The sequence below is a fragment of the Methylobacter sp. genome, assembly GCF_023227905.1.
Taxonomy (GTDB): domain Bacteria; phylum Pseudomonadota; class Gammaproteobacteria; order Methylococcales; family Methylomonadaceae; genus Methylobacter_A.
This window is the reverse complement of sequence record NZ_JALOCF010000012.1, coordinates 61,245-75,234: the sequence shown is the minus strand read 5'-3', so window position 1 is coordinate 75,234 and position 13,990 is coordinate 61,245. Positions and strand designations below refer to the sequence as shown.

Annotated in this window: 14 protein-coding genes; 13 read left to right on the top strand and 1 reads right to left on the bottom strand. The window is 50.6% G+C overall.

Annotation, left to right across the window (positions count from 1 at the left end; all coding sequences use genetic code 11):
- Nucleotides 1-173 precede the first annotated feature (173 nt).
- The 13 genes from M0R47_RS07145 (at nt 174) to M0R47_RS07085 (ending at nt 13,587) form a co-directional block, all read left to right on the top strand.
- Complete coding sequence (locus M0R47_RS07145; RefSeq protein ID WP_292552379.1) at nt 174-1,571, top strand: TolC family protein; 1,398 nt, start codon at nt 174-176, stop codon at nt 1,569-1,571.
- 300 nt (nt 1,572-1,871) lie between these two features.
- Nucleotides 1,872-2,954, top strand: coding sequence for an efflux RND transporter periplasmic adaptor subunit (locus M0R47_RS07140; RefSeq protein ID WP_292552375.1), 1,083 nt, complete (start codon nt 1,872-1,874; stop codon nt 2,952-2,954).
- Complete coding sequence (locus M0R47_RS07135) at nt 2,954-6,199, top strand: efflux RND transporter permease subunit (RefSeq protein WP_292552372.1); 3,246 nt, start codon at nt 2,954-2,956, stop codon at nt 6,197-6,199. Before M0R47_RS07140 ends, M0R47_RS07135 begins: the two co-directional genes overlap by 1 nt.
- A gap of 286 nt (nt 6,200-6,485) precedes the next feature.
- On the top strand, nt 6,486-6,875 hold the full coding sequence (sdhC, locus tag M0R47_RS07130) for a succinate dehydrogenase, cytochrome b556 subunit (protein WP_292552369.1): 390 nt from the start codon (nt 6,486-6,488) through the stop codon (nt 6,873-6,875).
- A complete protein-coding gene (gene sdhD, locus M0R47_RS07125; RefSeq protein WP_292552367.1) occupies nt 6,865-7,245 on the top strand; it encodes a succinate dehydrogenase, hydrophobic membrane anchor protein in 381 nt (126 codons plus the stop codon). The genes sdhC and sdhD overlap by 11 nt, the downstream gene beginning before the upstream one ends.
- Before the next feature lie 3 nt (nt 7,246-7,248).
- Complete coding sequence (sdhA, locus tag M0R47_RS07120) at nt 7,249-9,033, top strand: succinate dehydrogenase flavoprotein subunit (RefSeq protein ID WP_292552365.1); 1,785 nt, start codon at nt 7,249-7,251, stop codon at nt 9,031-9,033.
- A complete protein-coding gene (locus tag M0R47_RS07115; RefSeq protein WP_292552362.1) occupies nt 9,033-9,818 on the top strand; it encodes a succinate dehydrogenase iron-sulfur subunit in 786 nt (261 codons plus the stop codon). Before sdhA ends, M0R47_RS07115 begins: the two co-directional genes overlap by 1 nt.
- Nucleotides 9,818-10,057, top strand: a complete 240-nt coding sequence (locus M0R47_RS07110; protein WP_292552360.1) for a succinate dehydrogenase assembly factor 2 — start codon at nt 9,818-9,820, stop codon at nt 10,055-10,057. Before M0R47_RS07115 ends, M0R47_RS07110 begins: the two co-directional genes overlap by 1 nt.
- Nucleotides 10,058-10,317: 260 nt before the next feature.
- Nucleotides 10,318-10,542 carry an addiction module protein gene (locus M0R47_RS07105; RefSeq protein WP_292552357.1) on the top strand — a complete coding sequence of 75 codons (225 nt, stop codon included), beginning with the start codon at nt 10,318-10,320 and terminating at the stop codon, nt 10,540-10,542.
- Nucleotides 10,539-10,835 (top strand): type II toxin-antitoxin system RelE/ParE family toxin, encoded by a 297-nt coding sequence (locus M0R47_RS07100; protein WP_292552354.1) that lies wholly within the window; start codon nt 10,539-10,541, stop codon nt 10,833-10,835. Before M0R47_RS07105 ends, M0R47_RS07100 begins: the two co-directional genes overlap by 4 nt.
- Nucleotides 10,836-11,557: 722 nt before the next feature.
- The gene (locus M0R47_RS07095; protein ID WP_366513175.1) at nt 11,558-11,917 is read left to right on the top strand and encodes a hypothetical protein; all 360 of its coding nucleotides are present in this window, start codon (nt 11,558-11,560) and stop codon (nt 11,915-11,917) included.
- 144 nt (nt 11,918-12,061) lie between these two features.
- On the top strand, nt 12,062-12,886 hold the full coding sequence (locus M0R47_RS07090) for a helix-turn-helix transcriptional regulator (RefSeq protein ID WP_292552351.1): 825 nt from the start codon (nt 12,062-12,064) through the stop codon (nt 12,884-12,886).
- A 251-nt stretch (nt 12,887-13,137) separates the two neighbouring features.
- Complete coding sequence (locus tag M0R47_RS07085; protein WP_292552348.1) at nt 13,138-13,587, top strand: SRPBCC family protein; 450 nt, start codon at nt 13,138-13,140, stop codon at nt 13,585-13,587.
- A gap of 136 nt (nt 13,588-13,723) precedes the next feature.
- On the opposite strand, the gene M0R47_RS07080 is transcribed toward M0R47_RS07085, so the two are convergent.
- Nucleotides 13,724-13,915 (bottom strand): hypothetical protein, encoded by a 192-nt coding sequence (locus tag M0R47_RS07080; protein WP_292552345.1) that lies wholly within the window; start codon nt 13,913-13,915, stop codon nt 13,724-13,726.
- Between the last annotated feature and the right edge of the window lie 75 nt (nt 13,916-13,990).

The following is a 13,990-nucleotide window of genomic DNA, read 5'->3' as shown; positions in this document are numbered from 1 at the left end:
GAGTCAAGTCATAGAATAGCCTCGGATAACGCCGATTTAAACGGACTTTTCGCGCGTTCCCAAGCTTGGAGCTTGGGAACGCTGTTCGGGAAGCTCTACCTTTCTGAGATACTGAAGGCTGGCGCTTTCGAACCAGCGCAAGACTGTTTCACATTCTTAACAGGTACGTGAAGATGATGCTTAAAACAATAAAAAACAAACTGGCATTGAGTCTGTTACCGATACTCATGCTGTCGAGTGTTACAGCAACAGCGGAACAAAGCCCCCAGAACCCTGCCGATAAAGCTACACCGCAAAAATCCAGCACTCAATCATTTACACTGGACCAGGCGATTGAGCACGCATTAATCAATAACCCCGACATGCAAATCGCCGCGGAACGCATCGGCCAAGCTGAGGCTCAGTTAGGTGTTGCACTGTCTGCGTTTTATCCGCAAGTAACTGCCAAAGTCGGCTATGACCATTCCAATAATCCAGCTCAAGTCTTTTCGATGATTGTGTCGCAAAGGGAATTTACTTCCGACTCGATCAATAACATCAATAATCCCGGTTACCGGCAAAACTTTCGTCCTGAAATCATAGGCAAATTATCCTTGTTCCGTGGCGGGCAGGATTATCAAAACAGCAAGGCCGCGGAGCTGGGAATCGATGCGGCGGAGTTTGAGCGCTCAACCGTGCGCAATGCCTTGATTGAAGCCGTCACCGCTTCGTATTACGCCTATTTGGCTGCGCAGGAAGCGCATAAAGTCGCTCAGGATTCCATTTCGGCAATTGCCAGCGAGTTAAAGCAAACCAAACTCAGGTACGAAGCCGGAACCGTACTTAAATCCGATGTTTTATCGCTGGAAGTTAAACTGGCTGAAGCGCAGGAAGCCCAGATCAGGGCCGCCAACGGCATCGAGCTTTCCAAAACCGGCCTCGCGACGTTGTTGGGCCTGTCAGCGGATCAAGCATTTACTGTCGCGTCGTCTTCGATGCTGCCCGAAGCCAAGTTGAGCGCTTCGTTTAACGACTTGCTTGAGCTTGCCATGACGCAACGCCCGGAAGTTAAAGCGGCCGCCAATCAGGTGGAAATCAGCCAGCGTCGGGTTAAAAGCGCGCAGGGCGCTTATTTGCCCAAGGCGGATGCTTATGTCAGTTACGGTCAGAACAGCGAATCTCCCGGATTTTACAGCAGCAAGGATAATGTCACTGCCGGAGTCAGCGTCGAAATGGATCTGTTTTCCGGGCTGGAAACCAAAAATCGAGTCAGCGCTGCGGAACGAAAAGCCGCCGAAGCCCGTGAAACGGAACGCAAAACAAAACTGGCTATCGAACAAGAAGTTAAAACCGCTTTTCTGAAGCTCCAAGAAGCCCTGGCGCGCATGCGTGTTGCCGAAGCATCGGTGGCCGCTGCCGAGGAAGCGTTAAGACTGGTTAACGAACAGCGGCGTGCCGAAACCGTGGTGGTCACGCGTTATATCGAAGCTGAAGTAGCCAAAAACAGGGCCCATTCCAATACGATTGCAGCGTATTACGACGCACTGAGCGCCGAAGCGGCATTGAAAAAAGCAGTCGGTGATTGGAAATAAATAATAATTAGCACGGCGTTCATCGTGCAATGTAGACCTGCCAGGTTTTTACTGGAGCCGCTCCCGGCGGCTCCAGTACTTCCGCCATCCATGGCAGTCGTAAAACCTGGAAGGTCTAATGCGCAACGTTCACGACAGATGCAGGCCGGACGGAATACCCATAGGGTACAAGTAAGACCGCCCGACGTCAGCCAAGGTGGGCATTCCGGCAATCGGGGCGCCGGAGCGTGGAAACGAGAGTTTTCGTGTCTTTCGTGCTTTTGGTGGACCCAATGATTTATCTAAGATAAAGAGAATCTTATGTCAGTGACCGAATCTAAAAATACTAATAAAATCCTTGCTATTTCCGCAGCTGTTTTAGCCTTGATTTTATTACTGCTTTATATGCAGGGCAGTTTTGTCAGCAAAGTGCCGCCCGGACAAAGCCCGCAGGCTGGCGATTCAAACCCGCCCAGCAACACAGCGGTTGTTGAAAAGAGGCAGATTGACGATATTCTGGCCTGGCCCGGCACGGTAAAGTCGAGAACCGTTGCCAATATTGCACCAAAAATGACCGCACGGATTCTTGAGATCAAGGTCAATGCGGGCGATAAAGTCAAAAAAGGCGATGCAATCGCCCTGCTCGACGAACGCGACGTTAAGGCTCAGGAGAATGCAGCCCTAGCGGCACTTGCCAGTGCCAAGGCCCAGGCAAGCCGCGCCCAGGCGGACGAACAGCGCACCCGCAGCTTGTACGGTAAAGAGGCGGCAACCCGGGAAAGTTTTGATGCCGCAGTCGCCAGGGCAAAAGAGGCTCAAGCCGCTGTGAGTCAGGCAAACAGCGTGATCACTGAAATCAGGACTCATCTATCTGATACGCATTTAGTCGCCCCTTTTGACGGCATCGTTGTTAAGCGCCTTAAGGAACCCGGCGACATGGCGCTGCCCGGCGTCCCTGTAGTGACCTTGCAAACACCCCAAGGACTAAGGCTTGAAGCCGACGTGCCGAACACTTGCGCCGGACGTTACAGCATCGGCATGGATGTTAAGGTGCGCATCGATACGCTGGACGTAACCACCCAAGCGCAGATTGACGAGATCAGCCCCGAAGTTGACCCGCAAACACGCACCCAGCTGATCAAGGTCGCGCTGCCTGCCATCGAAGGCCTGCAACCGGGCTATTTCGGCTGGCTGGAACAAGCTTGCGGCCAGCACGAAGCGTTATTGATTCCTGCCAGCGCTGTGCAACATATCGGCCAACTGGAGATCGTCAAGGTCTTGTCGGATGGGAGACAACTGACGCGCCATATCAGGACCGGCAAGAGCTTTGGCGACCAAGTTGAAGTCATTTCCGGCTTGCACGCCGGTGAAACCGTTATAACCCATCCGCAGCAGGCCCAATAATGGACAGCCTGCACAATGAAAGCCCCAAGCGTGGATTGACAACCCGAATTGTCGAGGTTTTTACCACTTCCCAGTTGTCGATACTGTTCCTGATCATCTCGCTGTTGGCAGGAGCGGCGGCGCTGATCCTGACGCCCCGTGAAGAAGATCCGCAAATAGTCGTGCCGGTTATGGATGTGCTGGTTGAATATCCGGGCGCTTCCAGTGAAGAAGTTGAAAAGCTGGTTGCCACGCCGCTGGAGGTCCTGCTCAAACAGATTGAAGGCGTGGAATATGTGTATTCCATTTCCAGGCCGGGCGCTGCGGTGGTGACTGTGCGTTATTTTGTCGGTCAGGATTCTGAAGACAGTCTGGTCAAGACCTGGGACAGGATGATGTCCAACCAGAACCTGATTCCGCCGGGCGTAACGCACTGGAAAGTGTCGCCGGTTGAAATCGATGACGTCCCCATTGTGTTGCTGACGCTTTCGGCGCAGAACGATAGTTACGATTCGATGGCCTTGCGCCGTATCGCCGATGAGCTGATTATTTCCTTGAGAAGCGTCGGCGATGTCGGTAAAAGCTGGGTTGTCGGCGGCGAGCCGCGGCGTGTATCGATTTATGCCAACCCTGCCGCGCTGGCCGCGCATGGCGTAACTTTGCTTGAAATTACCCAAGCGCTGTCCAGTGCCAATGTCAATCTGCAAGTCGGCAGCATTGAGCGCGGCAACCGTGAAATCCTGCTGGAAGCCGGGCCGCATTTTGAGTCGTCGGCAGAAGTGGGAGCGACCGTCATTAAAAGCGTTGCCGGGCGGCCTGTTTACCTGCGCGATGTCGCGCGGATTGAAGACGGCCCGGCCGATGTTGATCATTACACCCGTATCGGCTTTGGCCCTGCTGTCGATGAGATGCCGACTATCGGCAAAGCCGCCGGCAACCAGCCGCAAGTTGGGCAAGAGCGTCAGATGGTTACTCTTGCCGTCGCCAAACGTAAAGGCAGTAATGCCGTGGATGTCGCCGAAGCCGTTATCGCGACCGCAGAAAAATTGCACGGCACGTTGATTCCCGATGATATCTTGATGAGCGTCAGCCGCGATTACGGTGAAACAGCCAACCACAAGGTTAACGAACTGGTTAAGCATTTGAGTTTTGCTGTCGTGATTATCGTGGTATTGCTGGCTTTTTCGCTGGGGCTGAAAGAGTCGTTCATCGTGTCGATTGCCGTACCGATGACCTTGGCGCTGACTTTGTTGCTGGATTATATCTCCGGTTACACGATCAACCGCGTTACCTTGTTTGCGTTAATCCTGGCATTGGGCCTGCTGGTCGACGACCCGATTGTCGATGTCGAAAATATTCACAGGCATTATAAATTACGCAAAGAATCGCCGCTGCAAGCACTGTTGACGGCAGTTGATGAAGTCAGGCCGCCGACTATTCTGGCGACGTTCACGGTAATCGTGTCGTTCCTGCCGATGTTTTTTATCACCGGCATGATGGGGCCGTACATGGCGCCGATGGCGTTTAACGTGCCGATCGCGATGATCGTTTCGTTGATCGTTGCGTTTACCGTAACGCCCTGGGCCAGTTTCAAACTGCTGCAAAGCGAATATCATAATCACAGCGAAGAAGCGCCGCTAGAGCTCAAACAGACGTACATCTATCGAGCTTATCGCGCGGCACTCGGGCCTTTACTTGAAACTACCGGGCGCGCCAAATTATTCTTGCTGATTGTATTGATAGCCTTTGTGGCTTCGACCTTGCTGGCTGTGACCCGCGCCGTGCCGCTGAAATTATTGCCGTTCGACAATAAAAACGAGCTGCAAATCATCATCGATATGCCGCGCGGTTCGACGCTGGAACAAACCGATGAAGTCGCTCGGGCGCTGGGTAGCTATTTGGCTACCGTCAATGAAGTCACCGATTATCAAACTTATACGGGTCTAGCCGCACCGATGGATTTTAACGGCATGGTTCGGCATTATTATTTGCGTAGCGGCGGTCATGTCGGTGAAGTCAGGATTAATTTATTAGCTAAAGACCGGCGCGAGCAGCAATCGCACGAAATCGCGTTGCGCATTCGGCCCGAAATAGAACGGATAGGCAAGCAATACGGCGTAAATCTTAAGATTACGGAAATCCCGCCGGGACCGCCGGTGCTTTCCGATCTGGTCGCCGAAATCTACGGTCCGCCGGAAGCGAGCATCGGCGATTTGGTCGCGGTCTCCAAGCGCGTCAGGGCCGATATGGAAAAAACCGAAGGCGTGGTCGATGTCGATGATTATTCCGAAGCGCAACATGAAAAAGTGCATTTTCACCTGAACCGGGAGAAAGCTGCGCTATCCGGCGTCAGTGTCGAGCAAGTCGCCCAAACCCTGCGTATTGCGGCCGCAGGCCAGACGGTCGGCATTGTGCATATAGACAGCGAACGCCAACCGCTGGAAATTACTTTGCAACTGCCTCGTGCGCTTCGCTCGTCTGTTGCCGATTTATTGGCCTTGCGCGTTAAAACCGGACAGGGCGATTTGATGCCGTTAAGCGAACTGGGCAGCGCCAATATAGAAACCGAAGACCAGCCTATCTTTCACAAGAACCTGCAACGGGTGAACTATGTGATTGCCGGAATGGCCGGACGCAGCCCGGTGGAAGCGGTTTTCGATTTAAATGACGTGTTTGACGAACGTCCATTGCCGCAAGGCTATACCGCCGAACTGGCAGGCGAGGGCGAATGGAAAATCACTGTCGATGTATTTCGCGATCTTGGCTTGGCCTTTGCCGCCGCTTTGGTAATGATCTATATCTTGCTGGTTGGGCAAACCGGATCGTTGAGCGTGCCGTTGGTGATGATGATCGCCATCCCGCTGACTGTTATCGGCATCATGCCGGGCTTCTGGGTGCTCAATCTGTTTGCTGCGCCTGTCGCCGGTTATCCGAACCCGATCTATTTCACCGCCACGGCAATGATCGGCATGATTGCATTGGCCGGTATCGTGGTGCGCAACTCAATTATTTTGATCGATTTTATCGAACGCATCCGCGCCCGTGCCGATGTGACGCTGGCAGACGCTTTGATTGAAGCCGGTGCGATTCGCCTGCGGCCGATATTCCTGACAGCCGGAGCGGCGATGTTCGGCGCGTTTGTGATTATCCTGGACCCAATCTTTTCGGGGCTGGCCTGGAGTTTTATTTTCGGAATTTTTGCCTCGACTTTGTTTTCTCTGCTGGTGATACCGGTGGTTTATTTTTTGATTAACAAGGAAGAGTGATTCTTACCGCAGCTACTTCAATATCTATTTGAAGAAAGCGGCGGTATTTTTAGGTCTATGATTTTCAATTCGCCGGTTATAAATTACGGTTTTTTACCTTAGCGGGCATTTGCAATATGTGGTAAAACTAATTCAGCTGATGCTCGTGGTGATGTTGCTTAAGAGTCAGAGTTTGCCGCAACGGGCAAAAAAGGTTAAAAAAACCGGAGCCTTCTTCCTGCTGCGGTTATTGCATCGAATTTTGATTTGGAAGCCTATTGGCTAAACATAATAACGGGATAACATTATGGCGATAAACACTAACAGACCTACGTCCCCGCACCTGCAAGTCTACAGATTGCCTTTAACAGGCATTATTTCCATCACTCACCGCATGACCGGCGTTATGCTCTCAGCCGGTTTGGTCTTATTTGTTTATGTTATTTCAGCGCTGGCGGGCGGCGGCGAGTCATACGACACAATGCAGACAGTTATGAACCAATGGCTGTTCAAGCTGGTAGTTTGGGGCTTCATCTACGCGCTGTTTTTCCACCTGTGCCACGGTATCCGCCATTTGATTTGGGATACCGGCAACAGCTTTGAACTTGAAACGCTAAACCGATACGCCATGATTGAGCTGGCGGCTTCGTTGGTGCTGACGTTGATGACTTTCATATGGGGGCATTATGGATTATAGAACGCCTTTATCCAGGGCTAAGGGCTTGGGTTCTGCCAAAAGCGGAACGGGCCACTGGTGGATGCAGCGCATTACCGCCGCGGCTCTGGTTCCGTTGACCTTTTGGCTGATCAAATTTCTGGGCTTGAGCATGACGGCTCCCTATCAGCAAACCTTAGATTGGTTAGTGTCGCCTGTTAATACCATTTGCATCATAGCCTGGATCATCGCCGCTTTTTACCACGCTGCGTTGGGCTTGCAGGTGGTGATTGAAGATTACATAGCCGCCGAAGGCCCCAAGATCATCTCAATCTGGGCCGTCAACCTGGCTTTCTTGTTTTTGGCGCTTACGGCTTTATTGGCCGTGTTTCGCGTTGTATCGATAGGGTGATTCATGGCAGCAGCTTACAAAATTATTGAACATGCTTACGATGTAGTGGTGGTGGGCGCGGGCGGCGCCGGTCTTCGCGCTACCTTGGGCATGGCGGAAAAAGGCCTGAAAACCGCCTGCATCACTAAAGTCTTTCCAACCCGCAGTCATACCGTCGCCGCGCAGGGCGGCATCAGCGCGGCGCTGGGCAATATGGGCGAAGACGACTGGCGTTTTCATATGTACGACACCGTCAAAGGCTCCGATTGGCTGGGCGATCAGGACGCGATTGAATACATGTGCCGCGAAGCCATTCCCGCCGTGATCGAGTTGGAGCATTACGGCGTGCCGTTCTCCCGCACCAGCGATGGCAAAATCTACCAGCGAGCATTCGGCGGCATGACCACGCATTACGGCACAGGCTTGGCGCAACGCACCTGCGCGGCGGCCGACAAAACCGGCCATGCGATATTGCATACCCTGTACCAGCAGTCGTTAAAGCATAAAGCCGAGTTTTTCGTCGAATACATCGCGCTGGACTTGATTATGGAAGACGGCGAATGCCGCGGCGTATTGGCCTGGTGCCTGGATGACGGCTCGCTGCATTTATTCAAGTCCCAAATGACCGTACTGGCGACCGGCGGTTACGGGCGCACGTTTTTTTCCTGCACTTCGGCGCATACCGTGACCGGCGACGGCAACGCGATGGTATTGCGCGCCGGATTGCCGTTGCAGGATATGGAGTTCATCCAGTTTCATCCGACCGGCATTTACGGCGCGGGCTGTTTGATTACCGAAGGCGTAAGAGGCGAGGGCGGCTACCTGACCAACTCCGAAGGCGAGCGTTTCATGGAACGTTATGCTCCGTCAGCGAAGGATTTGGCGTCGCGCGACGTGGTTAGCCGCGCGATGACCATTGAAATCCATGAAGGCCGCGGCGTAGGACCGCTTAAAGATCATATTTATCTGCACATCGAACATCTTGATCCGGCGATTATCCACGAGCGTTTGCCGGGTATTTCCGAAACGTCGAAGATTTTTGCCAATGTCGACATCACCAAACAGCCGATTCCGGTGTTGCCGACCGTGCATTACAACATGGGCGGCATTCCAACCAATTACAAAGCCGAAGTCGTGACTTTGAAAGACGGCGACCCCGATGCGGTTGTGCCGGGCCTGATGGCGATCGGCGAAGCGGCCTGCGTTTCCGTGCATGGCGCGAATCGCCTGGGGTCAAACTCGCTGCTCGATCTGGTGGTGTTCGGCCGCTCCGCCGCGATACGTTGCGCCGAACTGATCAAGCCCGGATCAAGGCAAAAACCGTTGGCGAGCAATGCCTGCGATAAAGCCATCGCCCGCTTCGATAAAATCCGTAATGCCAAGGGCAACCGCAGCACCGCCGACATTCGCCTGGATATGCAAAAAGTCATGCAAGCCAAAGCGGCGGTGTTCAGAACCGGCTCGACGCTGACCGAAGGTATCAACATGATGGCCGAAGTCAGGAAAACCTTTGCCGACGTCAACGTGACGGATAAATCCTTAATCTGGAATACCGATCTGGTTGAAACGCTGGAGTTGGACAACCTTTTAAGCCAAGCTACCGTAGCGATCAACGCGGCAGGCAACCGCACCGAAAGCCGGGGCGGCCATGCACGGGAAGATTACCCGAACCGCGATGACGAAAACTGGTTGAAGCATACCCTGACCTGGCTAAGCGATGATCAAGTTAAAATCGATTACAGGCCGGTACACATGTACACATTAACCGATGACGTCGACGTAATTCCACCGAAAGAGAGGGTGTACTGATGGCTGAATTTACCCTGCCTAAAAACTCGGTTTTAATCGAAGGCAAAACCTTTAAAGCGCCTGTCGGAGCAACCAACATCCGCCGCTTTGAAGTGTATCGCTGGGACCCCGAGTCCGGCGAGAACCCGCGTATCGATGCCTTCGAGCTGGATATGGACAGCTGCGGCCCGATGGTGCTGGACGCGATCCTGAAAATCAAGAACGAAGTCGACAGCACCTTAACCTTTAGACGTTCCTGCCGCGAAGGCGTGTGCGGCTCCTGTGCTATGAACATCAACGGGAAAAACTCTCTAGCCTGCACCAAAGCCATCGATTCCTATTCCGGCACCATCAAAATTTATCCGCTGCCGCATTTGCAAGTCATTAAAGACCTGGTGCCCGATACGACCCATTTCTTTGCCCAATACGCCTCGATTAAACCGTGGATAGAAACCCAAACCCCGCCCCCGGCCGATGCCGAGCGTCTGCAAAGCAAAGAAGACCGGGAAAAACTGGATGGCTTATACGACTGCATCTTGTGCGCCTGTTGCTCGACCAGTTGCCCCAGTTACTGGTGGAACAGCGAGCGTTACCTGGGCCCTGCAGTGCTGCTGCAAGCCTACCGCTGGCTGGTCGACAGCCGAGACGAAAACACCGGCGAACGGCTGGACGAACTGGAAGACCCGTTTAAATTATACCGTTGCCATACCATTATGAATTGCACCGACACCTGTCCCAAGGGCTTGAATCCGGCCAAGGCGATTGCCGAAACCAAGAAACTGTTGGTGCAGAGAAAATTGGGCTGATGGACGAGCTGGCAAGGTTAAGGTGGCAATGTCGGCGCGGGACTAAGGAGCTGGATAAGCTGTTGAACCGGTATTTGGAAACGGGGTATTTGGTAGCGGATCAGGGGGAGAGGGCTTTGTTTGTTGAGTTGTTGGGATTTGAGGATGATGAGCTGTCCGCAGTTTTAATGGTTGATGTAGAAGTGCCGGAAGAGATGAAGATTTTGGTTGGGAAAATACATAATTTTTATGTAGACTGAGATTATTGCTCGTTCCCAAGCTCCAGCTTGGGAACGTAGTGTAGGAAGCTCCAGCTTCCCGAAACATAGAAAGCTACGACTGTATGGACAGATATTTGCTCCTGCAATATCTGCATTTCCCACATCCCTGTGGGTTATGCAGGAGGTAGAGCACCAAAAGTAGGCGCTTTAAGCGACGCAGGAGCGGTTGCCGAGAGCTTTCTGGACTGGGGTTCCCAAGCTGGAGCTTGGGAACCAGCGCAATAGATAGAGTTTCTACAATGAATCTTTCACAACTTGAATCTGAAATTTTTTCCCTCCCCATTCAGGATAGAGCCTTGTTGGCGAAGCGGCTTTTATTAAGCCTTGAAGAAATATCCGAGTCCGAATTTGACAGCTTATGGGGTGATGCATCCGCGCACCGTGCTGCCGAATTTGATGCCGGCAGGGTGCAGGCCATTCCCGGCGAGGAAGTGGCAAAAAAAGTACGCGCGTTGATCCGGTGAACTATAGTTTCCTGCCCGAGGCGGAAGCCGAATACATAGAGGCGGTTCGTTTTTATGAAGAGCAGCAAGCCAAACTCGGGGAATCGCTTATTCATGAGTTTGAACGAATTATCGCCTTAATTATTGAGCGGCCGGAAGCTTGGCGGTTAGTTCATCCGTCAGGGATTCGCTGTACCGGACTATTGCGTTTTCCTTATTCAGTGTTTTATCGGGTAATTCCTGATGGATTACAAATTACGGCGTTTGCCCATCATCGACGGCGTCCGGGATATTGGCTCACGAGGGTTAGTTAAGTTGGGTTTGTATTGTCATGCACGGTGCAAGACTTGACCCCGTTTTTTGTGATTTGTATGTTATCCAGGTTCAGATAATAACTTGTTAGGTTGACGCTTCGCGCCGAGGAGAATGAAGAAGAGTATGGAAATCAAAGATCAATTTCTGAATCACTCAAACGGCGGAAATAACTATGTTCTCAAAGCAGATTCAAAGAATCGTTGGACGGGATTCAATAAGAGAACAATTGACCAGCTGAAGGAGAAATTTGGTTCCGGCTTCAATATCGTTCTCTGGGGATCGAAGTCTGATGAGGACTTTTATTGCATTCCGTATTAGGCACTCCAACACTTGTTCACCGAAGAACACATGACAAAAGCCGGGTAGGGGGCGCATTGCGCCCCATTTCGGAGCCCAAACATACTGAGAATTTTGACCATCAAAAATAGCTTGTCCGTTGGAATGTTTAAAATAATCGGGGCATTTTGGTATTTGTAAATGGGGCGCGATGCGCCCCCTACATCTCGGTTATGCTGTATTTGGATTTGTTCTAATAAATTTGCATTGGGTGGACTGAATCATGTCGAATTACCGGCGGTGTTTTGTTCCTGGCGGCTCTTATTTTTTCACCGTGGTGGCTGAACGGTGAACGAAAATTTTAGGTAACGATCTTGCCAGGGATTTATTACGCGCGGCTTTTCAGGACTGCTTTCAACGTTGGCCGCCGTTTCAGGTGGATGCGATGGTGATGCTGCATGACCACATGCACGCTATCTGGACGCTGCCGCCCGGTGATGCCGCTTATCCAAAACGCTGGGGCGCGATTAAAAAACATTTCACTCAATCCTGGCTTGCACTGGGCGGCGCGGAAAAATCCCGCTCGCCATCCCGCATCGCCCATCGTCGGCGAGGTGTCTGGCAACGTTACTATGCGGAACATACCTTGCGCGATGAAAGAGATTACCAACGGCATTTTGACTACATCCATTACAATCCGGTAAAACATGGCTTGGTGGAAAGCCCCGGCGATTGGCCCTATTCGACTTTCCACCGCTGGGTAAAACGTGGCGCATATAAAATCCCGATTGGGGCTGTTCACTAGAAGGACCGCTGGATTTTTCGAATATACATTCGACCGCAAGCGAATAATAAGCAAGCTACGTAGCTCGGGTTAGCTTATTGAGCCTAACGAGATAACGTAATCCAATATACCCCTAATGATCATTCAAGAATCGAGGACGTCATTTTGAGTTTGAGAGTTTTTGCACCAACCAAATTATTGGCACCCTACGTTACGGCCATTTGGGATTATGAAGACTTAACGGGCAGCGATAACTCGGCGCTTTCAATTCTGCCGGACACCGCAACCTATTTATGTTTTTTGTATGCGGATTTGCTTCAGACCACCCACAAAGACACTATTTATACCACTCGTAGCGGACTCGCCGGCTTCCAAAGCTACCGAAGTGATCTGGGAGGTATTGGAACGGTATCAGGCGTTTCTGCACGCCTTACTCCTTGGGGATTAAATGTATTTCGTCGCGGTATAGTCAGGGAATGTGCTGAAAGGCGAGTGGATTGCAGAGATATTTTTCCTTGGTATGCGATTGAAAAAATAGAAGATAGCTTGGCGCATAAAAGAACAGCTAGTGAGCGTGTTCAATGCGTAGAGAATTTTTTACTTGCGATATTGAACCGGGACAATGGGGATCTGCTGATTCAAAAAGCTTGCAGGGATTTAAGTAGTTCTAACGGAAATTACCCTATTGGGATGCTCGCCCGGAATCTCGGTTTAACTGAGCGTACCCTGGAACGGCGTTTTCTGGCTCATGTTGGCGCTACGCCTAAAAAATATGCGCGTGTAGTACGTTTGCGGAACGCTATTTTCCAACGTAAAACGCTGTCGACTTGGGCAGATGTAGCGCATGCAGTAGGTTACTATGATCAAAGCCACATGATTCGCGACTTTCAAGAACTTTATGGAATTTCACCGGAATCTCTTTACCCTCAAATTGATACTTCCCAAACGATACAGTTTTCGGGGTTGTTAAATTTATATCCAACAGTATAAGTCCATCATTTGGTGGGGGTTTTAAATTAGATCGTAGCGTATCCCAATTTTTTATAGTCTGTCCAAAATTGCCAGTAGTACCTCTAAAATCATATCAACTTAAATTGTCGGTTTTTTCCAATACGACGCATAGTTCGTATTGTTAAAGTGAGCTTAACCGTTCATTTGTGACTAAACCTTTTGTTAAACCGATTCAATTTTATTAATCAAGCTTCTATAAAAGCTTAAATTTTATGAGTTAGGAGATACTGATGTTTACTAAGCAAGCTATTACAAAAAAATTAAATGTACCCTCAGAGCAGGTATGGGAAGCGATCAGCAAAATAGGAAGGCTCGATGTATGGTTTCCATTCATTGAGACTTGTAAGGTAGAGGGCGATGTCCCAGGTGCATTACGCTATATGACCATAGCCGATAATGGTGGCGATATAAAAGATACCATTGAAGAAGTTGATTCAAAAAACATGAAGCTGATATATCTTCGGCCAATATCGCCATTTCCTGTGAGCTATTACAAAGGAACAGTCGAAGTGTTCACATCTTATGATGGCTTGGGCATTGTTGTCTGGACCATTGATTTCGAGTCAAAGCCGGAAGATAGTGCTTCAGTTGCGGAAATAGTACAAAGCGCTATCAGTGCCGGCATTGATGGAATGGAAAAAGATTTAATGAAAGAGGGCGCTATTAGCCACCTGGCCTGAATGAGGCTTATAAAACTAAAGTAACGATGCCTCTGGGGAAACGGTAGGCCAGGTTAAATTTACAGGCTAAATTTAACCTGGCCGCTATTTTAAAAATCCGGTAGCTATCAGGTTAGGTTTTAACCAATACCGGTATTTAAACTAATAACTCCAAATCAACCCAGTCGACTTGTTTTTCTACGATCGTACTTAACTCCAACGGTCCAAGTGAAGAGGTCATGTTCAGTTCTGATTCGACCGCTTTCAGCTTCTCCATCTGTTCCAGCCAATCAAACAAATCCGTCTGGTTGATGTTCTTCTTTTTCCTAGCTCTCGTAATTTTCTTCATTTTCAGATCAAAGATAGCCGATATAAGCCATCATTTTTAAAGATTGGATGTGTCAATGTATAACTGTTTAAGTTT